At 71.2% G+C, this 22,605-nt stretch carries 18 protein-coding genes and 2 pseudogenes; 15 read left to right on the forward strand and 5 right to left on the reverse strand.

Features of this window, described 5'->3' with window-relative positions; translation table 11 throughout:
- Nucleotides 1–24: 24 nt before the first annotated feature.
- The 7 genes and pseudogenes from CP975_RS28885 (at nucleotide 25) to CP975_RS35980 (ending at nucleotide 5,228) form a co-directional block, all read left to right on the forward strand.
- Nucleotides 25–1,545 carry an MFS transporter gene (locus CP975_RS28885; RefSeq protein WP_150477521.1) on the forward strand — a complete coding sequence of 507 codons (1,521 nt, stop codon included), beginning with the start codon at nucleotides 25–27 and terminating at the stop codon, nucleotides 1,543–1,545.
- A 327-nt stretch (nucleotides 1,546–1,872) separates the two neighbouring features.
- A complete protein-coding gene (locus tag CP975_RS28890; RefSeq protein WP_150477522.1) occupies nucleotides 1,873–2,277 on the forward strand; it encodes a VOC family protein in 405 nt (134 codons plus the stop codon).
- A 91-nt stretch (nucleotides 2,278–2,368) separates the two neighbouring features.
- Entirely contained in the window at nucleotides 2,369–3,313 is a 945-nt protein-coding gene (locus CP975_RS28895) for a Gfo/Idh/MocA family protein (RefSeq protein ID WP_150477523.1), read from the forward strand.
- A 42-nt stretch (nucleotides 3,314–3,355) separates the two neighbouring features.
- Nucleotides 3,356–3,553 (forward strand): annotated as a pseudogene (locus CP975_RS28900) (hypothetical protein); the annotation flags it as partial.
- A 496-nt stretch (nucleotides 3,554–4,049) separates the two neighbouring features.
- Nucleotides 4,050–4,187 (forward strand): annotated as a pseudogene (locus CP975_RS35975) (helix-turn-helix transcriptional regulator); the annotation flags it as partial.
- Nucleotides 4,188–4,322: 135 nt separating this feature from the next.
- A complete protein-coding gene (locus tag CP975_RS35170; RefSeq protein ID WP_055531915.1) occupies nucleotides 4,323–4,610 on the forward strand; it encodes a hypothetical protein in 288 nt (95 codons plus the stop codon).
- 417 nt (nucleotides 4,611–5,027) lie between these two features.
- Nucleotides 5,028–5,228, forward strand: a complete 201-nt coding sequence (locus tag CP975_RS35980; protein ID WP_055531913.1) for a hypothetical protein — start codon at nucleotides 5,028–5,030, stop codon at nucleotides 5,226–5,228.
- Nucleotides 5,229–5,408: 180 nt separating this feature from the next.
- On the opposite strand, the gene CP975_RS28915 is transcribed toward CP975_RS35980, so the two are convergent.
- On the reverse strand, nucleotides 5,409–6,569 hold the full coding sequence (locus CP975_RS28915) for a magnesium and cobalt transport protein CorA (RefSeq protein WP_150477524.1): 1,161 nt from the start codon (nucleotides 6,567–6,569) through the stop codon (nucleotides 5,409–5,411).
- 241 nt (nucleotides 6,570–6,810) lie between these two features.
- On the opposite strand from CP975_RS28915, the gene CP975_RS28920 reads away from it, so the two are divergent.
- The 6 genes from CP975_RS28920 (at nucleotide 6,811) to CP975_RS28945 (ending at nucleotide 16,466) form a co-directional block, all read left to right on the forward strand.
- On the forward strand, nucleotides 6,811–7,974 hold the full coding sequence (locus tag CP975_RS28920) for a winged helix DNA-binding domain-containing protein (protein WP_055531908.1): 1,164 nt from the start codon (nucleotides 6,811–6,813) through the stop codon (nucleotides 7,972–7,974).
- A 175-nt stretch (nucleotides 7,975–8,149) separates the two neighbouring features.
- On the forward strand, nucleotides 8,150–9,691 hold the full coding sequence (locus tag CP975_RS28925) for an AMP-binding protein (protein ID WP_055531905.1): 1,542 nt from the start codon (nucleotides 8,150–8,152) through the stop codon (nucleotides 9,689–9,691).
- Between the two features lie 422 nt (nucleotides 9,692–10,113).
- Nucleotides 10,114–10,341, forward strand: a complete 228-nt coding sequence (locus tag CP975_RS28930) for a hypothetical protein (protein WP_030778101.1) — start codon at nucleotides 10,114–10,116, stop codon at nucleotides 10,339–10,341.
- Nucleotides 10,342–10,436: 95 nt separating this feature from the next.
- Nucleotides 10,437–11,267, forward strand: a complete 831-nt coding sequence (locus CP975_RS28935; RefSeq protein WP_150477525.1) for a biotin/lipoyl-containing protein — start codon at nucleotides 10,437–10,439, stop codon at nucleotides 11,265–11,267.
- Between the two features lie 77 nt (nucleotides 11,268–11,344).
- Nucleotides 11,345–13,588 (forward strand): NHLP family bacteriocin export ABC transporter peptidase/permease/ATPase subunit, encoded by a 2,244-nt coding sequence (locus CP975_RS28940; protein ID WP_150477998.1) that lies wholly within the window; start codon nucleotides 11,345–11,347, stop codon nucleotides 13,586–13,588.
- A gap of 1 nt (nucleotide 13,589) precedes the next feature.
- On the forward strand, nucleotides 13,590–16,466 hold the full coding sequence (locus CP975_RS28945) for an NHLP bacteriocin export ABC transporter permease/ATPase subunit (protein ID WP_055527061.1): 2,877 nt from the start codon (nucleotides 13,590–13,592) through the stop codon (nucleotides 16,464–16,466).
- Between the two features lies 1 nt (nucleotide 16,467).
- Here CP975_RS28945 and CP975_RS28950 read toward each other — a convergent pair whose 3' ends face one another.
- A complete protein-coding gene (locus tag CP975_RS28950; RefSeq protein ID WP_055527074.1) occupies nucleotides 16,468–17,487 on the reverse strand; it encodes a DUF5954 family protein in 1,020 nt (339 codons plus the stop codon).
- Between the two features lie 88 nt (nucleotides 17,488–17,575).
- On the opposite strand from CP975_RS28950, the gene CP975_RS28955 reads away from it, so the two are divergent.
- Complete coding sequence (locus CP975_RS28955) at nucleotides 17,576–19,225, forward strand: AMP-binding protein (RefSeq protein WP_055527062.1); 1,650 nt, start codon at nucleotides 17,576–17,578, stop codon at nucleotides 19,223–19,225.
- Here the strand turns inward: CP975_RS28955 and CP975_RS28960 are convergent.
- Nucleotides 19,203–19,739 carry a GNAT family N-acetyltransferase gene (locus CP975_RS28960; protein WP_055527064.1) on the reverse strand — a complete coding sequence of 179 codons (537 nt, stop codon included), beginning with the start codon at nucleotides 19,737–19,739 and terminating at the stop codon, nucleotides 19,203–19,205. The two genes, CP975_RS28955 and CP975_RS28960, sit on opposite strands and share 23 nt — an antisense overlap.
- Before the next feature lie 178 nt (nucleotides 19,740–19,917).
- On the opposite strand from CP975_RS28960, the gene CP975_RS28965 reads away from it, so the two are divergent.
- Entirely contained in the window at nucleotides 19,918–21,078 is a 1,161-nt protein-coding gene (locus tag CP975_RS28965; RefSeq protein WP_055527075.1) for an MFS transporter, read from the forward strand.
- 35 nt (nucleotides 21,079–21,113) lie between these two features.
- Here CP975_RS28965 and CP975_RS28970 read toward each other — a convergent pair whose 3' ends face one another.
- Nucleotides 21,114–21,743 (reverse strand): alpha-ketoglutarate-dependent dioxygenase AlkB, encoded by a 630-nt coding sequence (locus CP975_RS28970; protein ID WP_055527065.1) that lies wholly within the window; start codon nucleotides 21,741–21,743, stop codon nucleotides 21,114–21,116.
- Between the two features lie 65 nt (nucleotides 21,744–21,808).
- Entirely contained in the window at nucleotides 21,809–22,537 is a 729-nt protein-coding gene (locus tag CP975_RS28975) for a hypothetical protein (protein ID WP_055527077.1), read from the reverse strand.
- Between the last annotated feature and the right edge of the window lie 68 nt (nucleotides 22,538–22,605).

Genomic DNA, 22,605 nt, shown 5'->3' on the forward strand with positions numbered 1-22,605 from the left:
CTAAAGGCCTCTTAGCGTGGAGGCATGTCCGAGAACAAAACCTCCCGAACCATTACGGATACGGCAGCCCCGCGACGGTGGGCCGCGCTGGTCGTCGTGCTGATCGCCGCCTTCATGGACGCGGTCGACGTCACCGTGGTGCATATCGCCCTGCCCGACATCCAGGCCGAGACCGGAGCGTCCACGGCACAGCTTCAGTGGATCACCGGTGGGTACGCGCTGGCGTTCGCGCTCGGGCTGATCACCGGCGGCCGGATGGGGGACCTGTTCGGCCGTAAGAAGATCTTCCTGCTCGGTGTCGTCGGCTTCACGGTCACCTCGCTGGTGTGCGGCGTCGCCGGAAACCCGGAAATTCTCCTCGCCGGGCGCATCGCGCAGGGCGCCATGGCCGCGTTGATGGTGCCGCAGGTGCTGTCGATCATCCACGTCACCTTCCCCGAGCGTGAGCGGGGCAAGGTGTTCGGGATCTACGGAGCGGTCATGGCCCTGGGCACGCTCGCCGGGCCCTTGGTCGGTGCGCTGCTGGTCGAGGGTGACCTGTTCGGGCTCGGCTGGCGGCCGGTCTTCCTGGTCAACCTGCCGCTGGGCGTCGCAGGACTGATCGCCGGAGCCCTGGTGATCAGCGAGTCGAAGGCCGAGCGGGCGGCCCGTCCGGACCTGGTGGGTGTGCTGCTGGCCACGGCCGGTCTGCTGGCGCTGGTTCTGCCCCTCACCCAGGGGCGTGAGCTGGGCTGGCCTGCCTGGACATACGGGTCGATGGCCGCCTCCGTGCCCGTTCTGGCCGCGTTCGTGGCCTGGGAGCGGCGCCTGGCGCGGCGTGGCGGATCGCCGTTGGTGGTGCTGTCGCTGTTCTCCCGGCGCAGTTTCTCCGGCGGGCAGGGTGTGCAGCTGCTGTTCGGTCTGGCCTCGGGTGTGTTCTTCCTGGCCTGGACGCTCTACCTGCAACTGGGGCTGGGCTTCTCGCCGCTGAAGGCCGGGCTGTCGGGGATGCCGCTGTCCGCGGCCATGATGGCCGGGGCCGGACTGTCGATGCAGGTGCTGGTGCCGCGCTTCGGCCGCCGGGTGCTACAGGCCGGCGGACTGCTGGCCGCCGCGGGCATGGTCCTGTTCGTCGGTCTGGCCGGCCATTACGGCACCGACATCGCCCTGTGGCAGACGATGATGCCGCTGATCCCGATGGGCCTGGGCATGGGGTTGATCATCGCCCCGCTGACCGACGTCATCCTCTCCGAGGTGCCTCACGAGCACGCGGGCTCCGCCTCCGGCCTGACCAACACCACCATGCAGCTCGGCCAGGCCGTCGGCGTGGCCCTGTCCTCGGTCGTCTTCTTCGACCGACTCGGGCCCGGCGGCCCCGCCGCACAGGCGGAGCAGATGCCGCACGCCTTCGCAGGCTCCCTGTGGTACGTGGCTGCCGCCTTCACGGCCGCGTTCGCCGTTCTGTTCGCTCTGCCCCGCACGGTCGGCACCATGCCACGAGCCACCGACAAGGCCTCCCCGGAGCAGGGGCAGGAGCAGGAGGCCGAGCCGGTTCTGACCGGCTGACAGGTCGGCCCTGTCCCCGTGCCCGCCCCGTACAGCACGTACGAAAGGCATTCACGTCATGGGTTACATGTCCCCCGGCCAGGTGGTCTGGTTCGAGATCGGACGGTACGCCGTACTTCCACGACTTCACCGGCGCCCAGCGGCCCTCCGGCGCCCAGCGGCCCTCCGACGGCCTGTGGGATCACAGCGGCAGCCCGTACGGCGCCGCTTACGTCATGCCGTCCTCGCCGGACGCTGCCCCCTCACCACCGCCGGGCTCCCCGGTACACCCCAAGACCGCGGCCCGCACACGCGTAGCCGCACCCCCCGAGGTAAGGAACTCCCGCCATGAGCACCTCCCACTCCGCCGACGCCCTCAACGGTTCGGTGATCTCGTACGCGATCTGGGCCGACGACGGGCGCCGGCTCGCCGAGTTCTACGCCGCCGCGCTGGGCACCGAGGTCGGCACCCCCTACCCGGACGAGCACGGCAACGAGGTCGCCTTCCCCGTCATCGTCGGCAACACGATGTACGTCTTCTGGACCTCCAGCTCCTTCACCGCACCCGCCTGGCCCCAGCAGGAGCTGCCCTTCCACATGGACCTGGCGTTCCCCGATGTGGCCGCCGCTGAGAAGCGGCTGCTGGAACTCGGGGCGAGCAAGCCCGACTTCCAGCCCGGCGGCGAGCACTGGACGGTCCTGCTGGACCCCTCCGGCCAGCCGCTGTGCATCAGCCAGGCCCACCCCTCCTGACCCCGCCCACCACACCTGTACCGAGCCCACGGCCGTGGTAGTCGGCCGCGGCCGTGGGCCGCAGGGCCCGCTACACGCGGAAGGAAGACTCATGAAGATCGCACTGTTGGGAACCAGCTTCGGCCAGGCGCACGCCGGGGTCTACGCGGCCCGCGACGACGTGGACGTGGTGATGTTCGGCCGCGACGAGGACAAGACCGCGCAGGTGGCCGGCCGGTTCGGCTTCATCGCCTCCACCGACCTGGATGTCGCCTTCACCGACGACTCCTTCGACCTGGTCGACCTCTGCCTGCCCATCGCGCTGCACACCCCGATGGCGCTGCGCGCCTTGGAGGCCGGCAAGCACGTGCTGACCGAACTGCCCATGGCCGGTTCCCTGGCGGAGGGCCGCGAACTCGTGGCCGCCGCCGAGTCGAGCGACCGGCACGTGTTCGTGGACATGTTCGAGCGGTTCATCCCCGCCAACCAGGCTCTTGAGGACGCGGTACGGGACGGTACGTACGGGCGGCTGGAGGAACTGACCTGCTGGTCGGCGATGGCGCCGCTGTGGCCCGGCGCAAGTCTGGGAGTGAAGGTGCTGCCGATGGAGGCCATGCACAGCGACCTGGACCTGATCACCCGCGCCCTCGGCATGCCCGACCAGGTCCACGTCACCTCGGTCGAACGGGACGCGGACGCCGGCGCGGTCGAGGCGGTCATGGCCTTCGACGGGGCGCTAGCCCGCAGCTCGGTCTCCTCGCTGCGGCCGATGCCGTGGGGCGGCCGCGGCGGCTACACCGCCGCCTTCACCGACGGCGTCCTCGAGTGGACCTCGGCCATGGGCTACGACGGCCAGCCGACCGGCACTCTCACCGCCTACAGCGACAAGGGGGCCCACGAGGTGGAGCTACCCGCCGCCGACCAGTACACGGCGATGATCGACCACGTGCTGGCCGTGCTGCGCGGTGAGGCCGACAACGAGATCAGCCCAGCCAGCGCCCTGGCCGCACTGGAGCTGACCTGCCAGATCGACCAGCAGGTCAACCCCGCCACCTGACCATCCAGCCCTGTTGCCGCCCGGTCCCGACCGCGTGGCAACTTCGTCCGCAACCGGCTGCCGAAGTACGAGAAACCCGAAGCCGACAGCATTGAGGACCTTTCCCCGGCGATCGTGGTCGACCAGAAGCCGCTGGGCGGCGGCTCACGTTCGACGGTGGGCACCATCACGGACATCGCCTCCCTGATCCGGCTCCGGTTCTCCCGCGCAGGGTCGCCCAGTGCGGGCACGTCGACGGCCTAGCGCTGTGAGTGGCGACGCTCTGGGGAGACGGGCCGACTGATACCTGCAGAGGAACCAGTCGTCCTGTGGCTCGGCTGAACTCTCAAACCTTTGGTGACCGTTGTTCACGTCCTGAGAGGCACGGGTAGGGCACGCACCGCGTCCACTCGGTGTTGGGTTCCGCTATCCGACTGATGTAGGCGAAGGTAGCGCCCCCAGTTGGCTGCTTGTGTGTCGGCGGCTGGGGCGGCGGTCGACTCGCACAGAGGGCCGGACCATCGGTCGGGTGGACGGGCACCTCCGTGTGTGTGGTCGTATGCAACGCTTCTGCTCGTTCGTTGCACGGCAAGGGTGTCCGGCATACACCGCCGCAGTCCTGGTTGAGACGTGTGGGCTCTGCCCTACAGGCTTTTGACGTTGAGTGAACAAACGTTGCACTGTTGGATGACCCGGGAGTGCGACGGGAGGGGTGAGCCGCGACGGCGGCTTCACCGTCGACCGCGCGTTTCTTGGAGTGAAAGACGCGGCTGCATATCTCGGCCTTTCGCCCCGGACGCTGTACGTCTGGCGTCACCGACGGCAGGGGCCTCCAAGTTTCCGTATGGGTTCCCATGGGCCCGTGACCTATCGGCTCGATGCCCTTGAAGCCTGGATACGCGAACAGGCACAGGCGGACTCCCGCTCCAACCCCGCCCTCAACCCCGTGAGCGTCGCGCCGCAGCGGCGTACCGCGTACTCGGCAACGCCTTCCGGCCGACCCTCCCCACCCCTACCTGCAAGGAAGCACTTGGCCGGCTACATCGAAGACCGCTGGGTCAACAAGAAGAAGGACCCCACCAGCGGCAAGCGGGAGCGCACCACCCGCTACGGGAAGGGCTCGCGGTACCGCGTCGCAGGCATCCCCGGCGTACGGAACATGTCGTTCGACACGCTGGAGGACGCCAAGGCGTGGCTGCGCAGGGCCGGTACCGACAGCGAACGCGGCGAGTTCGTCGACCCGCGCGACGGTTCCATCCCGCTGACCGACTACGTCACGCGCTTCTGGAAGGAGGGCGTGCGGGGCGACCGAGGGTGAGGGGCGGGGGCGAACCCTGGAGGCACCGGACGGGGTGGAGCTGCGCTATGTCCTCACCTTCCTGCCCCGAGTCCGCGACCCCACCATCCGACAGGTGCGCGTCAAGACCATCATGCCCGCCCTCCTGACGGCCACGAGCAGAGCCACGGAACCCTGCTCCTGGTCACGGTCGACGGTGGTGGGACCCTCGGCACCGCCAGCGGCCCGGGCTTGTCGATGAGGCTGGCCCTAAGCCCCCTGTATCCGCGGCACGGGCTCCGAGCGACTCTGCGAGCCAGCCTCCACACCCAGCCCACGCTCACCCAAGCCCGGGGGCTGTCGAATCAACCAGCAGGGCCAATGTGGAGAACCCGTGGGACGCCAAGTCCACCGGATGGCCGACGCCGACTCCTGGACATCGGCACGGGGACCGGGCTGGTGGCAGAGGCGCTGCTCAGTCGCTTCGACGACATCATCGCCGTCGTCAACGACGCGGACATGCTCACCGCGGCCGACTCGGCGCTGCGCCCCAAGCTCCCCCAGGGCTGCGACGTCCGCCAGCGTCTCGGCGCCGCCAGACGATGGGTTGAGCCGTCTGCGCGCGGACGTCTCCAGGGCCCGGCAGGACACGCTCAGTGACGGTTGACTGAAGCGGCTTGGTCGAGCCGCGTCGTACGGCAGGTGCGGAAGAGCAGGTGGGGAGGGTGATGGCCCGCTCCCCAAGGCCGCGCATTCTCCCCAGCTTCTCCCCAGGGCTCCGAAACAGATGCCCATGGGAGTTCGCATGAGCGAAGTTGATCATCTATTCCGAGCTGACGTCTATAGCCAGTCCCGCCGCTTGAAGATGAAGTACAAGCTCACACAAACCCCCGCCATTAGCAGGATTGCGAAGGGGTACCCGGCTACCCACTTCAGCTCGGGCATGTTCTCGAAGTTCATCCCATAGATTGTTCCCACCAACGTGGGAGCAAATAGAATGGCCGCCCACGACGAGATCTTCTTGATCTCCTCGTTCTGTTCGAACCCCGCCTCCGCCAGCGCCCGCATCTCCGCGTTCTGCTGCTGTGTCACCAGCGTCGCGTTGACCGTGAGGATGTCGGTCAGGGCCTGTCGGAAGCCGTCGGCCCGTTCGCTGGTGTGGGTGACGTGGTCGGCTACGTCCCTCAGGTAGCGCTGGAGTTCCTCGTCCGTGCCGTACTTCGCGAAGCCCGCCATCAGTTGGTGCAGCATGCCGACCAGGGGGCGCGTCGCGCGTTGGAACTCGACCATTTCGCGGGAGAGTTCGTAGATGCGGCGGGAGACCTCGGGGTCGCCGCTGAAGACCTCGGTCTCGATCTCGTCGATGTCGTTCTGGACGCCCGCGACGACTGGGGCGTAGCCGTCGACCACCGCGTCGAGGATCGCGTAGAGCACCGCCTCGGGGCCGAGTTTGAGGAGGTCCGGGGTCTCCTCCATGCGGCGGCGGACCCCGGACAGGTCGGGGGCCGCGGCGTGCCGGACGGTGATGACGAAGTCGGGGCCCACGAAGACGTGCAGCTCGCCGAAGTCGACCTCCTCGGGGGCGTCGAGGTAGCGGGCGGCGCGCAGGACGACGAAGAGTGTCTCGCCGTACCGTTCCAGCTTCGGGCGCTGGTGGGCCTCCAACGCGTCCTCGACGGCCAGCTCATGCAGGTCGAACTCGGCGGCCAGGGAGAGGAGTTCGGCCTCCGTCGGGCGGGCCAGGCCGATCCACGCCATTCCGTCCCGCTGCTCGCGCAGCTCCCGGAAGGTGTCCGCGAGGGAGGACGGCGTCGCCACGCGGACTCCGTCGCGGTACAGGGCCGCCTGCACGACGCTGCCCGCCTCCCGCCCGGCAGGCGCGGAGACGGAGGGTGCGTCGGGCCGCGTCTCCTCCGGCGGTGGCGCCGCCGGGGGCCGCGTCGCGCGCCGCCACGTGTGCTTCCTCGCGGGCGATGCCGGACGGGGTCGGCGCTCCGCCATGCTGGCCGCCTCCAGGTGAGTCGAGAGTCGAGTGTCGGTGTCGAGTGGCGTCGAACTTATGGTCTAGATGGGCACTGAGCAGGATATACGTCCCAAAAGGCGCGGGTGCGTCGTGTGACGTCACCGACGTGAGGGGGCAACTCTATGGAGGGGGCAACTCTATGGATGGGCGCGGCACGTCGACGGCGGCCCCCGCACTTGCGGACCGTGGATGTCCGCAAGCCCCGCTAGCGTGACCCGCATGACCAAGACGACCAGGGCCCAGAACGGCACCGCCCCCGTGCTGGGGACGCGCGCGCTCAACCGTGCCACGCTCGACCGGCAGCTCCTCCTGCGCCGCTCCCGCGACCTGTCCGTCAAGGACGCCGTCGCCCATCTCGTCGGCCTCCAGGCGCAGAACGTCAAGCCGCCCTACTACGCCCTCGCCGCGCGCCTCGAAGGCTTCGACCCCGCCGAGCTGTCCGCGCTCCTGGAGGCGCGCGAGCTGGTGCGCATGGTCACGATGCGTTCCACCATCCACCTGCACACGGCCGACGACGCCCGCACGCTGCGGCCGTTCGTCCAGGACGCGATCGAACGCGAGCTGAGCGTGTTCCGCGCCGGGCTCGTCGGCGTCGACCTGCGCGAACTCGCCGGGGTCGCCCGCGAGGCCGTCGAGGCCGAACCCCGCACGATGAAACAGCTCCGCGAGGTGCTGCTCGTGCGGTGGCCCGACGCCGACCCCCAGTCGCTCGCGCTCGCCGCGCGTTGCGTGCTGCCGCTCGTCCAGGTGACCCCGCGCGGGCTGTGGCGGCGCAGCGGGCAGGTCGCGCTCACCACCCTTGAGCAGTGGCTCGCAGGCGGCGCCGCCGAGCAGGCGCCGTCGCGAACCACCGCCCGTACGCCCGACGCCATCGTCCTGCGCTATCTCGCCGCCTTCGGGCCCGCCTCCGTCAAGGACATGCAGACCTGGGCGCGGCTCACCCGGATGCGGGAGGTCTTCGAGCGGTTGCGGCCCCGGCTGCGGACGTTCCGCGACGAGAACGGCGTCGAACTGTTCGACCTGCCCGACGCGCCGCGCCCCGACGCGGACACCCCGGCCCCGGCCCGTTTCCTTCCCGAGTTCGACAACCTCCTGCTCTCGCACGCGGACCGGGCCCGCGTCGTGCCCCCCGCGTACAAGGGGCGTACGTGGAAGGGGAACTTCGCGTACTGCGTCTTTCTCCTCGACGGGTTCCTGGCCGGTGTGTGGCGGCTGGCGGAGGACGCCGGGAACGGGCGGGCCGTGCTCACCATCGAGCCGTTCGGGAAGCCGGGGCGGGCCGAGCGGGAGGAGTTGACGCGGGAGGCCGAGCGGATGCTCACGCGGATGGCCGCGCCCTCGCCCTCGTACGACATCCGCTTCGGGGCCGTGATCGACGCCTGACGCGTCGCGCCTCTCCGCTTGCGACACCCCCGCTCAGGGGTAGTGGGACCCGCGTCACGAGTTACACGATGCTACGTATCCGAACGCGACGCCGTGTGACGCGATGTTGCTTAACGCGGTGTTGCGTGACGTGATGCCGCGTATCTGAAGTGGTCCCGGATATCAGGAGAGAGCTATGCGGACACCCATGACCGTCACGGACTTCCTCGACCGGGCGGAGCTGGGCTTCGCCGGCAGCCCCGGCGTGATCGACGAACCGCGTCAACCCGCCCCGGTGGTCCCGGAGTCGACGTACGGACGTCTCGGCGAGCGGGTCCGGGCCTGGCAGGCGGGGTTCGACGCGCTGGGCGTCGGGGAGGGCGAGCGCGTGGCCGTCGTCAGCCACAACTCCGCCCGCCTCCTTGAGCTGCTGTTCGCCGTGCCGATGAGCGGGCGGATCTGCGTGCCCGTCAACTTCCGGCTCAAGCCGGACGAGGTCGATTACGTGGTGCGGCAGAGCGGCGCCTCGGTCCTGCTCGTGGACCCGGAGCTGGACGACGCCCTGTCGGCGGTCAAGGCACGCCACCGCTTCGTGCTCGGCGAACGGACCGAGGCCGAGCTGATGCGGTTCGGCGTCGAGCCGCGCCCCTGGGCGAACCCCGACGAGGACGCCACCGCCACGATCAACTACACGTCGGGGACCACCGCCCGCCCCAAGGGAGTGCAGCTGACCCACCGCAACATCTGGGTGAACGGGCTGACGTTCGGCCTGCACACCCGCGTGTGGGAGCGGGACGTCTATATGCACACCCTGCCGATGTTCCACTGCAACGGCTGGGGCATGCCGTTCGTGATGGCCGGGCTCGGCGTGAAGCAGGTCGTGCTGCGCAAGGTGGACGGCGCGGAGATCCTGCGCCGCGTGGAGGAGCACGGTGTCACGCTCATGTGCGGGGCGCCCGCGGTGTGGAACGCGGTGCTGGACGCGGCCACGGCCTGGCGCGGCGAGGTGCCTGGCCGCGACCGGGTGCGGATCGTCTGCGCCGGGGCCCCGCCGCCGAGCAAGCTGATCCAGCGGGTGGAGGCGGAGCTGGGCTGGGAGTTCACGCAGATCTACGGCCTCACCGAGACGTCCCCGCTGCTCACCTTCAACCGGTCCGCGCCGGCGGACGCGGAGCTGCCGGCCGAGGAGCGGGCGCGCAAGCTCTCCCGCGCCGGGCTGCCCGCGCTCGGCGTCAAGCTGAAGGTCTCCGACGCGGGCGAGGTCCTGGCCCGCTCGAACGTCGTACTCGAAAGCTACTGGGACAAGCCGGAGGAGACCGCGGCGGCGCTGGAGGACGGCTGGTTCCACACCGGTGACGGCGGCACGCTCGACCCGGACGACGGCCACCTCACGATCTCCGACCGCAAGAAGGACGTGATCATCACCGGCGGTGAGAACGTCTCGTCGATCGAGGTGGAGGACACCATCTTCAGTCACCCGGCGGTCGCCGAGGTCGCGGTCATCGGAGTGCCGCACGAGAAGTGGGGCGAGACGATCAAGGCCCTGGTGGTCCTCGCGGAGGGGGCGACGGCCCAAGAGGCGGACATCATCGCCCACTGCAAGCGGCGGATGGCCGGGTACAAGGCGCCGACGTCCGTCGAGTTCCGCGACGCCATCCCGCGCACGGCCACCGGCAAGGTCCAGAAGTTCAAGCTGCGGGAGCCCTACTGGGCGGGGCGCGACCGCGGGGTGAACTGACACCGTGAACTGACACCCCGTCGGCGCCCTCATGACGTCACATCGGTGTCTTCAATAAACCTGCACATCGAATACGCAGTCCAGTCACGCAATTCGGCGGACGCTCCACGAAAACTCCGCCCGAATTCCCGTGCATAGGCCACAGAACGCGGTCGCGGGTGCGCGAGTGTCCGGTTTGTTGAAGGGAGTACCGTCGTGCACCCGATTTCCCTCTGTGCATGTTGTGAAGGAGCTGCCACCTCGCGGTGAACCTGCCTGCACGCAGCGGTGATGCGATGCCGCGCGCGGTCCCGGACGGTGCTTCGGCGATTGGATGCGCGCCCCGCGAACGTGCTTTGATCCTGGCCCACGCGGAATTGGCACAGCAGGTTCCGCCGGTGGGAAACACCTTTGCGACATTTATGAGAAGGGCAGCTCACGCCATGAACAACACCCCGCAGGTCGAGACCCTCGAGATTTCCGACGCCGACCTCGACAACGTCTCCGGCGGCCTCGTCGCCGGTGTCGCGGGCAACGTCACCAGCACCGTCGACTCCATCGCCCCGGTCTCCGGCGTCGTCGCCGGCGTCGTCGGGACCGTCGAGGGTGCCACCGGCCTGAACACCGGCGCCGTCACGGGCCTGGCCTCCGGCCTGACCGCCGGTCTCTGAGCCTCGGCTCGCTGAGACACCGTGATGCGTGAGCCCCGGAGCCGCTGGTTCCGGGGCTCACGAATGCCACCTGCGCAGGAAGGAAAAGGCGTCCCGTGCAGTTCCGCCAACAGGCCCTGTCCAAGTTGCAGTCGCCCGAGGAACTCGACCTGCCGGTGCGCTACGCCCGCCCCCAGGGGCTGCTCGTCCTCGCCGTCACCCTCGTCGTCATGGCCGCCGCGAGCGTCTGGGCCGTCACCGGCTCGGTCTCCTCGACCCTCAGGGCACCCGGCATCCTCACCCACGGGCAGGGCAGTTACGTGCTCCAGAGCCCCGTCACCGGTCAGGTGACCCGGGTGCGGGCCGAGGAGGGCGAGCGCGTCGCCGCGGGCGCTCCGGTCCTCGAAGTCCGCACGGATGGCGGCGACAAGGTCGTACGTGCCATCGCCGCGGGCCGCGTGACCACGCTCGTCGCCAGGATCGGCACCGTGGTCACCACCGGCGCCGACGTCGCGACCGTCGAGCGCGTGGCGGGCACCGGCGACCCGCTCCTCGCGATGCTCTACGTACCCGCCGACAGCGCGGCCACCGTCCCCGTCGGCGCCCCGGTGGACCTCACCCTCCAGTCCGTGCCCACCCAGGAGTACGGGACGCTGCGCGGCCGCGTGAAGGCCGTCGGGCGGGCCGCGCAGACCCGGCAGAGGATCACCGGCTTCCTCGGCGACGAGGAACTCGCCGGGCGGTTCACGAAGGACGGGCCGCCCGTGGCCGTCCTCGTACGGCTGGAGAAGTCGCCCGGCGCCACGCGAGAGGGGGCATCCGGCACCAACTCCCGCTACGCGTGGTCGGCCTCCGGCGGACCGCCCTTCGCGCTCGACTCCATGACCCCGGCCACCGGCGCCGTCCACCTCGCCGAGCAGCGCCCGATCGATTGGCTGCTTCCGTGACCGCACCCCACGCCTCCCAGGCCGCACCGCACCCCTCCGCCACCGCACCGCACCCCTCCCCGGCACACCAGCAGCGGCTGCCGCCCCCCGGCGGCCGTCGCAGGCACCGCCCCGAACCCCCGCGGCGCGGCCGCCGTGCCGCGCCCCGCCCCGCGGCGAGGGGCAGGCGGCAGAAGACCGTCCGCACGCCCACCGTCCTCCAGATGGAAGCCGTGGAGTGCGGCGCCGCCGCCCTCGCCATGGTCCTCGCCCACCACGGGCGGCACGTCCCCCTGGAGGAGCTGCGCATCGCGTGCGGGGTCTCGCGCGACGGCTCACGGGCCAGCAACGTCCTGAAAGCGGCGCGCAGTTACGGCTTCACGGCCAAGGGCATGCAGATGGAGCCCGCCGCGCTCGCCGAGGTCGAGGCGCCCGCGATCCTCTTCTGGGAGTTCAACCACTACGTCGTCTACGACGGCATGGGCCGCCGCCTCGGCCGCCGCGGCGTGTACATCAACGACCCCGACAAGGGCCGCCGCTTCGTGCCCGCGGAGGACTTCGACACCAGCTTCACCGGCGTCGTCCTGGTCCTCGAACCGGGGGAGGGCTTTTGCCCGGGGGGCCGCAGGCCCGGCGTCATGAAGGCGCTGCCGGCACGCCTGCGCGGCACCACCGGCACGATGCTCGCCGCGCTCCTCGCCAGCCTGCTGCTCGTCGCGGTCGGCGCCGCGCTGCCCGCGCTCAGCCGCACGTACATCGACCTGTTCCTGATAGGGCATCAGACCTCGCTCCTCGGACCGCTGTTCGCATCGATGGGCGCGATGGTGGCGCTCACCGTGGTGCTGACCTGGCTGCAACAGGCCAACCTGCTGCGCGGCCGCATCATCTCCTCCACCCTCGGCAGCGCCCGCTTCCTGCGGCATCTGCTGCGCCTGCCCGTCACGTTCTACGCTCAGCGCAGCCCCGCCGACCTCGTGCAGCGCCTCGCCTCGAACGACGCGGTCGCCGAGACCCTGGCCCGCGACCTCACCGCCGCGGGCGTCGACGGCATCGTCGTACTTCTCTACGCGGCCCTGCTGTGGACCTACGACCCCCAGCTCACCCTCGTCGGCGTCGGCATCGCGCTGCTGAACATCGCGGCGATGCGTGTCGTCATCCGGCTGCGCGCCACCGGCACCCAGAAACTGCGCGCCGACAGCGCCAAACTCACCAACACCTCCTACACCGGCCTCCAGTTGATCGAGACCATGAAGGCCACCGGAGGTGAGAACGGCTACTTCCGGCGCTGGGCGGGCCAGCACGCCACCACTCTGGAGGAGCAGCAGCGCCTCGGCGTGCCGAGCGCTTGGCTCGGTGTCGTCGCGCCGACCCTCGCCACCCTCAACAGCGCGCTGATCCTGTGGATCGGCGGCCTGCGCGCGGTCGAGGGACATCTGTCGATCGGCCTCCTCGTCGCCTTCCAGGCCCTCGTCACCCGCTTCACCGCGCCGATCACCCGCCTCAACGGCGTCGCGGGCCGCATCCAGGACTTCGCCGCCGACGTCGCCCGCCTGAAAGACGTCGAGAACTTCCCCGTCGACCCCCTCTACACACGCCCCGAACCCACCGCGAGCACCCGCCGCCTCAAGGGCCACGTCACCCTCGACGACATCACCTTCGGCTACAGCCCCCTCGACAAGCCGCTCCTGACCGGCTTCTCGCTGTCCGTCGGCCCGGGGCAGCAGGTCGCCCTCGTCGGCGGCTCGGGCAGCGGCAAGTCGACCGTCTCCCGGCTGATCTCGGGGCTCTACAGCCCGTGGGAGGGCACGATCCGCATCGACGGGCAGCGCCTGGAGGACATCCCGCGCGGCGCGCTCGCCGCCTCCGTCTCCTTCGTCGACCAGGACGTCTTCCTCTTCGAGGGCACGATCCGCGACAACGTCGCCCTGTGGGACCCGTCGATCCCCGACGACGCCGTCGTCGCCGCCCTCGAGGACGCCTGTCTGTACGAGGTCGTCGCCCGCCGGCCCGGCGGCATCCACGCCCGCGTCGAACAGGACGGACGGAACTTCTCCGGCGGGCAGCGCCAGCGCCTGGAGATCGCCCGTGCCCTGGTCCGCCGCCCCAGCGTCCTCGTGCTCGACGAGGTGACCAGCGCCCTGGACGCCGAGACCGAACAGGTCATCATCGACAATCTGCGCCGCCGCGGCTGCGCCTGCGTCGTCATCGCCCACCGCCTGAGCACCGTGCGCGACAGCGACGAGATCGTCGTACTCGACCACGGCCGGATCGTGGAGCGCGGCCGCCACGAACACCTCGTCACCGCCGGCGGCCCCTACGCCGACCTGGTCAAGGAGCACTGAGGTGACCTCGGTACCGGAACACGCGTACCCCCACGACACGGTGGCCGCCGCCTTCGGCGCGCTCGGCACACCCGTCGACTGCACGGACCTGCGCAGCGTGCACCTGGAGGGCCCGCAGGTGCTGTGGCTCGTGGTTGCGGGCGCCCTCGACCTGTTCGCCGTCGACGCCGCGCAGCAGGGCCACTGGCACTTCCTCGGCCGCCTCGAACCGGGCACCCTGCTCCTCGGCCCGGCCGAAGGCCCCCAGCACACCCTGCTCGGGCGCCCCCTCCAGGGCTGCGCGCTGCGCCGCATCCCGCTGCGCGAGCTGTACCGGCCCGACTACCCCGACCACAACAACACCTGGGCGTACGAGCAGCAGTACCCCACTCGGTACGACACCCAGGACGCGGCCCTGAGCCTCCTGGAGCACGCCTTCGTACTCGGCATCGGGCGCGGCCACCGGGTCCTGTTCGAGGCCCCGCTCGACGGTCGCACCCTGGGCGACGGCGTAGGGGCCGACGGCGTGGTGACCGACGACGACGTCCTCTGGATGCCGGTCGCGCCGGGCACTGTTCAGTACGGCTCCGCCTGCAGCGCCGAGGCCGCGGGCGCCCTGCTCGTGGACGCCGTGATGTGGCAGCGCATGGTCAACCAGCAGTACCGCCTCCTTGCGACCCTCGACCGCTGGATCGAACGGCTGGAGCGGGCCCACGAGGACCGCACGGCGGCCGGCATCAAGGCGGGCGAGAGCGTCCGCGAGCAGGCCGACCGGACCTTGATCGCCTCCATCGGCCGCGCGGGCGGGGGAAGTTCACGCCGCGCCGCTTCCAGGGGCGGCGGAGACACCACGTACGCGGCCTGCCGGCTGGTCGCCGAGGCGGCGGGCATCACGCTGGCCGACCGGGCGGACGGCGGCGCGGTGAACGACCGGCTCGACCCGGTGGAGCAGGTCGCGGTGGCCTCCCGGATCCGTACCCGCCCCGTCCGGCTCGACGGACGCTGGTGGCGCGAGAACACGGGCCCGCTGGTGGGATACCGAGCCGCGAGCGGGACACCGGTCGCCCTGCTGTGGCGGCGCGGCGGCTACGAGTCGGTGCACCCCGCCTCCGGGCGGCGCACCCGCGTCGACCAGACCAACGCGGACGAGTTCGCACCGCGGGCCGTCATGTTCTACCGCCCGCTGCCCGAGGGGAGGCTGACGCCGTGGCAGCTCTTCCGCTTCAGCCTGCGGGGTACCGGTGGCGACGTACGCAACCTCGCGCTCGCCACGCTCGTGACGGTCGCGACCGGCGCGCTGGTGCCGCTCGCGACGGGGCAGGTGCTCGGCGTGTTCGTGCCGAACGCCGAGAAGAGCCTCGTCGTCCAGGTCTCCCTGGCCGTCATGGTCACCAGCATCGTCTCCGCGGCGTTCATGCTGCTCCAGAACCTCACCATCCTGCGGATGGAGGGACGGATGGAGAGTGCGCTCCAACCAGCCGTCTGGGACCGGCTGTTGAGGCTGCCGACCCGCTTCTTCACCTCCCGCTCCACCGGTGAACTGGCGAGCGCGGCGATGGGCGTCAGCGCCATCCGCCGGGTCCTTTCGGGCATCGGCCCCGTGGCGCTCCAGTCGAGCACGGTCGGCGCGATGAACCTCGTCCTGCTGCTGCTCTACAGCGTCCCCCTCGCCCTGGCCGCGCTGGCGATGCTCGCCGTCATCGCCGGTGTCTTCCTCGCCCTCGGCCTAGGGGAGCTGCGCTGGCAGCGGCGCCTGGTCGAGCTGGGCAACAAGCTCAACAACCAGGCCTTTCAGACCCTGCGCGGCCTGCCCAAACTCCGGGTGGCCGGGGCGGAGAGCTTCGCGTACGCGGCGTGGGCGGAGGAGTTCGCGCGCAGCCGCGAGCTGCAACGGCGGGCGGGCCGGATCAAGAACGCGACGACTGTCCTGAACTCCGTCTACCTCCCCCTGTGCACGCTCATCATGTTCGTCCTCCTCGCGGGCCCCGCCCGGGGCAGCCTGACCGCAGGGGAGTTCCTCACCTTCAGCACCGCCGTGACGATGCTGCTGACGTCCGTCACGCAGCTCACCGGCGCGCTGATCTCGGCGGCCGCGGTGCTCCCGATGTTCGAGCAGGTCAAGCCGGTCCTGGACGAGGCGCCCGAGGTGCGGGACGCGAGCACGCAGCCGGGTGAGCTCCAGGGCGCGATCGAGGCCCGCGGCCTGTCCTTCCGGTACTCGGACGACGGCCCCCTGGTCCTCGACGACGTGTCGCTCTCGATCCGTCCGGGCGAGTTCGTCGCCGTCGTCGGCCCGAGCGGCTGCGGCAAGTCGACGCTGCTGCGCCTTCTGATCGGCTTCGACCGGCCGGTCTCGGGCAGTGTGCTCTACGACGGTCAGGACCTGGCCGCCCTGGACCAGTCGGCCGTGCGCCGCCAGTGCGGAGTCGTGCTCCAGAACGCCCAGCCGCTCAGCGGATCGATCCTGGACTGCATCCGCGGCGCGGAGTCGTTCACACAGGAGGAGGCGTGGGAGGCCGCCGCGATGGCCGGTCTCGCCGAGGACATCAAGCGGATGCCGATGGGCCTGCACACGATGATCTCCGGCGGGGGAGCGGTCTCGGGCGGCCAGCGCCAGCGCCTGATGATCGCCCAGGCACTGATCCGCCGCCCCCGCGTCCTCTTCTTCGACGAGGCGACGAGCGCCCTGGACAACGAGACGCAGCGCACGGTCATCGACAGCACCCGCGCCCTGAACGCCACCCGCGTCGTGATCGCCCACCGCCTCTCCACCGTCATGGACGCCGACCGGGTGATCGTCATGTCACAGGGGCGCGTCGTGCAACAGGGGCCGCCCGCCCAGCTGTTGGCGGACACGGGCGGGCGCCTGCACGAACTGCTGAGGCGGCAGCTGCGGTGAGTCAGTCGTCGTAGTGGAGCGTGCCGTCCTCGTCCATCGTGGGGTGCATCTTCATGGGTCCGTAGGAGTCCACGTCCGAGGGGCGGGGCGGCTCCGGGCCGTCGGGGCCGACGCGGACCAGCCGCTCGGTACGGCAGATCCGGTACAGGGTGTCGCCCACGCGCGCCTCGTTGGCGTGAGCGGCGGCCTTGAACCGCTCGGCGGCCCGCGCGTGCGCCGCCTTCTCCTCGGCGTCGAATTCGTAGAGCAGCGGCCAGGATTCCGTCATCGCGTCGTACAGCAGCCGGCGGGCGTCGTGCGGGGTGGGCATCAGGGAAGTCCGCGGCGTCCACCCCGTCTTGCCGCGCTCGGCCACGCCGAAGCCGACGGGCATCAGGACGATGCCCGGATGGGTGGTGACGGCCCGCTGGGAGTCCGCGCGTACGTCGACGGGGAAGCGCGCGCCGGTGTAGGCGAAGTCCCGCAGCCCCAGCTTCAGGGCGCTCGTCATCAGCCCCGGGGTCTCCTCGGTGGGGTCCAGGACGAAACCGGGGTCCGTGGAAGGAGCGTCGTGCCGTCCGGTCCACGACCGGTCGGGCGGTTCGGGGTCCGTCGGCCGGGGCGGCTCCAGGCCGTCGGCGCCGGTGCGCGCGAACTCGTCGCCTCGCACCACGCGGTAGCGCACGCCGCGGACCTCCAGCTCGTCGACGGGCTCGCGCTCAAGGATCGCGACCGCCGCCAGCAGATCGCGGCGCTCGGCGGGGTCGTCGGTGTCGTCCTTGGCCTTGAACCACAACACCGAGTTCAGCGCGTCCCTGGCCTGTTGGGGCATGCCGTCCACGATCGGCTTCAGCACCCGCCAGTCGGGCCCGGCCGCGGGGTCCTGCACGGCGAGACCGAAGACGGGTCCGCGGACCGCGAGATGCGGGTAACGGTACGACGCGTCCACGGCATCGGCCTCGGTCACCAGCTCGGCGGGATCGTCGCGGCGCACCAAACCGGCGTGGAGCTGGTCCAGTTGTCGCTTCCAGTCATCACCCATGCGCATATTGTGGTCGCTGCGCGGGGAGGGCGGGCCGAAATGCCGCAAGCGGCCGAGCGAAGAGCGTTCTCGGGGCATCCTTGACGGCATGGCGCAGAAGGCGAACACGGGGCGTGACCAGGAAGCCGGGGCGGCCGGACTCGCGTACGCCCACGGCACGAGCGGGACCCCGCTCCTCGGCGACACCATCGGGCGCAATCTCGACCGGGCGGTCGCGGCCTGGCCCGAGCGGGACGCCCTCGTGGACGTGGCGTCCGGTACCCGCTGGACGTACGCCGAGTTCGGCGACGCCGTCGAGCGGCTGGCGCGCGGGTTTCTGGGGGCGGGCGTCGGCAAGGGGGAGCGCGTCGGGATCTGGGCGGTGAACTGCGCCGAGTGGGTGCTCGTGCAGTACGCCACCGCGCGCATCGGCGCGATCATGGTGAACATCAACCCGGCATACCGCGCACATGAGTTGGAGTTCGTACTCAAGCAGGCGGGCGTGTGCGTCCTGGTCGCCTCGCAGGCCCACAAGGGCAGCGACTACCGCGCGCTCGTCGACGAGGTGCGGCCCCACTGTCCCGAACTGCGCGCTGTCCACTACATCGGGGACGGATCGTGGGACGCGCTGCTCGACGCCGCGGCGTCCGCCGGCCCGGCCGAACTCACCCTGCGAGAGGCGGCGGTGAGCTGCGACGACCCGGTCAACATCCAGTACACCTCGGGCACCACCGGCTTCCCCAAGGGGGCCACGCTCTCCCACCACAACATCCTCAACAACGGCTACTGGGTGGGCCGTACGGTTGGCTACACCGAACAGGACCGGGTCTGTCTGCCCGTGCCCTTCTACCACTGCTTCGGCATGGTCATGGGGAATCTCGCCGCCACCTCGCACGGCGCCTGCATCGTCATCCCCGCGCCGTCCTTCGACCCCGTCGCCACGCTCCACGCCGTCGAGCGCGAGCGCTGCACCTCGCTGTACGGCGTGCCCACCATGTTCATCGCCGAGCTAAACCTCGCCGACTTCGCGACGTACGACCTGAGTTCGCTGCGCACCGGCATCATGGCGGGCTCGCCCTGCCCGGTCGAGGTGATGAAGCGGGTGGTCGCCGAGATGCACATGGAGGAGGTCTCCATCTGCTACGGCATGACCGAGACGTCCCCCGTCTCCACGCAGACGCGCCGTACCGACGACCTGGAGCGCCGCACGGGCACCGTCGGCCGGGTCCTGCCGCACATCGAGGTGAAGGTCGTCGACCCCGCGACCGGCGCGACGCTGCCGCGCGGCGCCTCCGGCGAGCTGTGCACCCGCGGCTACAGCGTCATGCTCGGCTACTGGAACGAACCCGAGCGCACCGCCGAGGTCATCGACTCCGGGCGCTGGATGCACACGGGCGATCTGGCGGTCATGCGCGAGGACGGTTACGTCCGGATCGTCGGCCGCATCAAGGACATGATCATCAGGGGCGGCGAGAACATCTACCCCCGCGAGATCGAGGAGTTCCTGTACGGACACCCGAAGATCGCCGACGTCCAGGTGGTGGGCGTCCCCGACGAGCGGTACGGCGAGGTGCCGCTGGCCTGCGTGATCCTGCGGAACCCCGACGAGGGCATGACGCTGGAGGACCTCCGGGCCTACTGCAAGGGGAAGTTGGCCCACTACAAGGTCCCGGCCGCGCTGCGGATCCTGGAGTCCTTCCCGATGACGGTCTCGGGCAAGGTGCGCAAGATCGAACTCAGGGAGCGGTACGGGGAGTGACGTCCGCCGTGAGGGCGCGGCGCATACAGAGGCGGGGCCACCGGTCGAGGCCCAGCTCCGCCTCGTGCGCCCCGATCTTCCTGAGGCCGGGCGTGAGTTCGGCCTCCGTGAGCGGGCGGAAGCCGATGCGGGCGTAGTACGGGGCGTTCCACGGCACGTCGGCGAACGTCGTCAGGGTGAGGGCGGCCCTGCCCTCCGCGCGGGCCCGGTCCGCCACGTGCTCGATCAGCGCACGGCCCACCCCGCGGCGGGCGGCGCGGGGGTCCACGGTGACCTGCTCGATGTGCTCGGCGTGGTCGACGGGCTCGCTGAGCACGTACGCGACGGGGGTGCCGTCCTCGTCCGTGGCGACCCACGCCCGCCCCGCCCGGCGAAAACGCTCCAACTCCGCCGTCGTGGGCGGCTCGTCGTCGGCGACGGCGTCCATGCCGAGGGCGCGGAAGGCCTCTCCCGCGGCGCGTTCGATGTCCTGGAGCACGGGGAGTTCGCCGGCTGTGGCGGGGCGGATCTGCATGGGGTGAGTATGGCCCGGTGAAAAACGGTTGTGCCGCCACGGTCCGGGCGTGGATCGTGTGCCGGTGATCGAGAGAGCGACGACCGGCGGCGGCGTCCGGCCCGAAGCGGAGCCGACCGAGGAGCCGACCGCGGAGCCGACGGTGGGGCCCGGCGCGCCGCCCGGACTCGGCCGCGGCATGGTGCTGTTGCTCGCCGTCGTGTGCGGTGTGGCGGTCGGCAATGTCTACTTCCCGCAGGCCGTCAGTCCGTTGGTCGCCGACGGCCTCGGCGTGTCGGCCGATACCGCCACGCTGGTGGTGACGGCGACCCAGTTCGGTTACGCGGGCGGGATCTTCCTCCTCGTACCGCTCGGCGACCGCCTCCCCTGCCGGCCCCTCATCGTCACGCTGCTCTCGCTCGCCGGACTCGGCCTGCTCGGCGGGGGCCTCGCACCCGGGCTCGTGCCGCTCATCGGCGCGAGCGTCCTCGTCGGCGTCACCACCGTGATCGCGCCGATCGTGGCGCCCATGGCGGCGGGGCTGGTTCCGGAGGGGCGGCGCGGCGCCGTCACCGGCACCCTGCTCAGCGGCTCGATCGGCGGCATGCTCCTGTCCCGCGCCTTCGGCGGGAGCCTCGGCGAGTGGCTGGGCTGGCGCGCCCCCTACCTCACGACGGCGGCCCTCGCCCTGCTCCTCGCGCTCGTGCTCTCCCGCGCGCTGCCGAAGGCCACCGCGCCCTCCCGGCAGAGCTACCCCGCACTGCTCGGCGCGACCCTCCACCTGCTGCGCACCGAACCGGAGCTGCGGCGGTCCGGCTTCTATCAGGCGATGCTCTTCGGCGGGTTCTCCGCGCTGTGGACGGGCGTCGCCCTGGTGCTGACCGGTCCCGTCTACGGCCTTGGCGCCTCGGCGGTCGGCCTGCTGGCCCTGGTCAACGCCGGGACCATGATCTGTACGCCGCTCGCGGGGCGGCAGGTGGACCGGCGGGGGCCCGACGCGGTCAATCTGGTCACGATCCTCGCGGTGCTCGCGGCGGCGGCCGTCCTCCTGCTCGGCGGCCTCGGCGGGGCCATGGGCCTCACGGCGCTCGCGGTGGGGTCGCTGCTCCTGGACGTCGCGATGCAGTCGGGGATGGTCGCCAACCAGGTGCGGATCTTCGCGCTGAGCGACGAGGCGCGCTCCCGGCTCAACACGGCGTACATGACGTGCGCCTACCTCGGCGGAAGCATCGGTTCCTGGCTCGGGGCGCGCTCCTACGGCGCCTTCGGCTGGCCGGGCGTCTGCGGGCTCGTGGCGGCGCTGGCCGCGCTGGCCCTCGTACGGCATGTGCTGCATCTGAGGACCGGCGGCGAGCGCTGAGGCCCCGCGGCGGGCGCTGAAGGAGGGGAGGCCGGTCAGCGCACTCCGTGCGGGCGGAACTGGACGCTGATGCGCCCGCCGGTGGCCCGCGCCGACTTGGGGACCGCGTGTTCCCAGGTCCGCTGGCAGGAGCCGCCCATCACGATCAGGTCGCCGTGCCCGAGCGGCCTGCGGACCGTCGCACCGCCTCGGCGCGGGCGCAGCAGCAGGTCGCGAGGGGCTCCCACGGAGAGGATGGCGACCATCGTGTCCTCGCGGGCGCCCCGGCCGACGCGGTCGCCGTGCCACGCCACGCTGTCGCGTCCGTCGCGGTAGTGGCACAGGCCGGCCGTCGTGAACTCCTCGCCGAGTTCGGTCGCGTAGTGCGCGGAAAGCGCTCGGCGCGCCTCGTCGAGTACGGGGTGCGGCAGTGGTTCACCGGCGCGGTAGAAGGCGAGCAGGCGCGGTACGTCCACGACCCGCTCGTACATCTGGCGGCGTTCGGCCTGCCACGGGACGTCCGCGGCGAGGCGTTCGAACAGGGCGTCGGCGCCGGTGAGCCAGCCCGGCAGGAGGTCGATCCACGCCCCGTCGCCGAGCACCGTCCTGCGGATTCCGTCCAGGGAGCGCAGGCGCGTGTCGTCGCTCTGATCGAAGAGTGACCCTTGGAGCTGGTGCCGTGCCATGGTGTCAGCGTACTCCTCGATCGAACATGTGTGCCAATTCGAAGACGGGCCCCTCGGGGCCCGCGTCAGGCTCCGTTCGCGATGAGGTCGTCCGCCGCGCTGTTGACCGGCTGGGGCGTGCCCGTGAGGTCCAGGATGAACAGCGGCACGTCGAGCGCGTCCGCGCGGGCGCGGGCCTCGTCCGTATATCCGGCGAGGGAGAAGAAGGCGCAGGTGGCGGGGGTGTCGTCGGTGCCGGTCGCGGCGGTGAGCCACAGGCACTCGACATCGCGCAGGCCGGTGCGGTGCAGGCCGGGGTCGACCTGGGCCAGCATCCCGCGCGCGGCGATCCGTGTCCCCGACGGCGGGCGCCGGGCGGCGCTGCGCGTGTTGAGGTAGCCGAGCCACCGCAGATACAGCGCGGCCACGGTCACGGCGTCGCGGGTGTCACGGATGGTCACCGGCCGGAAGGCGGGGCGGGGGCGGGCCGCCGTGTTGCCGATTGCCGTGCTCGGGGCCGTAGTGGACCTGCCCGGGACCGGTGCCCCGGGTGCCGGGACGACGGGGACGCGCAGGACGGCGCCGCAGTCGCAGTCCAGTTCCGGCCGCGGCCACTGGCCCTGACGGCCGCAGGCCCAGCAGCGGACGGTGACCCACTCGTCCGCCCAGCTCCGCTCGGTGACCGGCGTCGCGGGCACGCCCCTGGCCACCGGCGCGGTCATGGGGGCGCCGCACGCGCAGGGCAGGGGCGCGGGGGCGTACAGATGCTCGCGCAGGCACTCCGGGCACCGGACCGGGACGCCGCCGTCCGCCATCGTCACCACCGCCTGCCGCGCGCCGCCGCGCACCGTGCCGTCGCGCTCAGCGGGGCGACCGTCGCCCC

Origin of the sequence: Streptomyces alboniger, assembly GCF_008704395.1 — a bacterium.
Classification (GTDB): Bacteria; Actinomycetota; Actinomycetes; order Streptomycetales; family Streptomycetaceae; genus Streptomyces; species Streptomyces alboniger.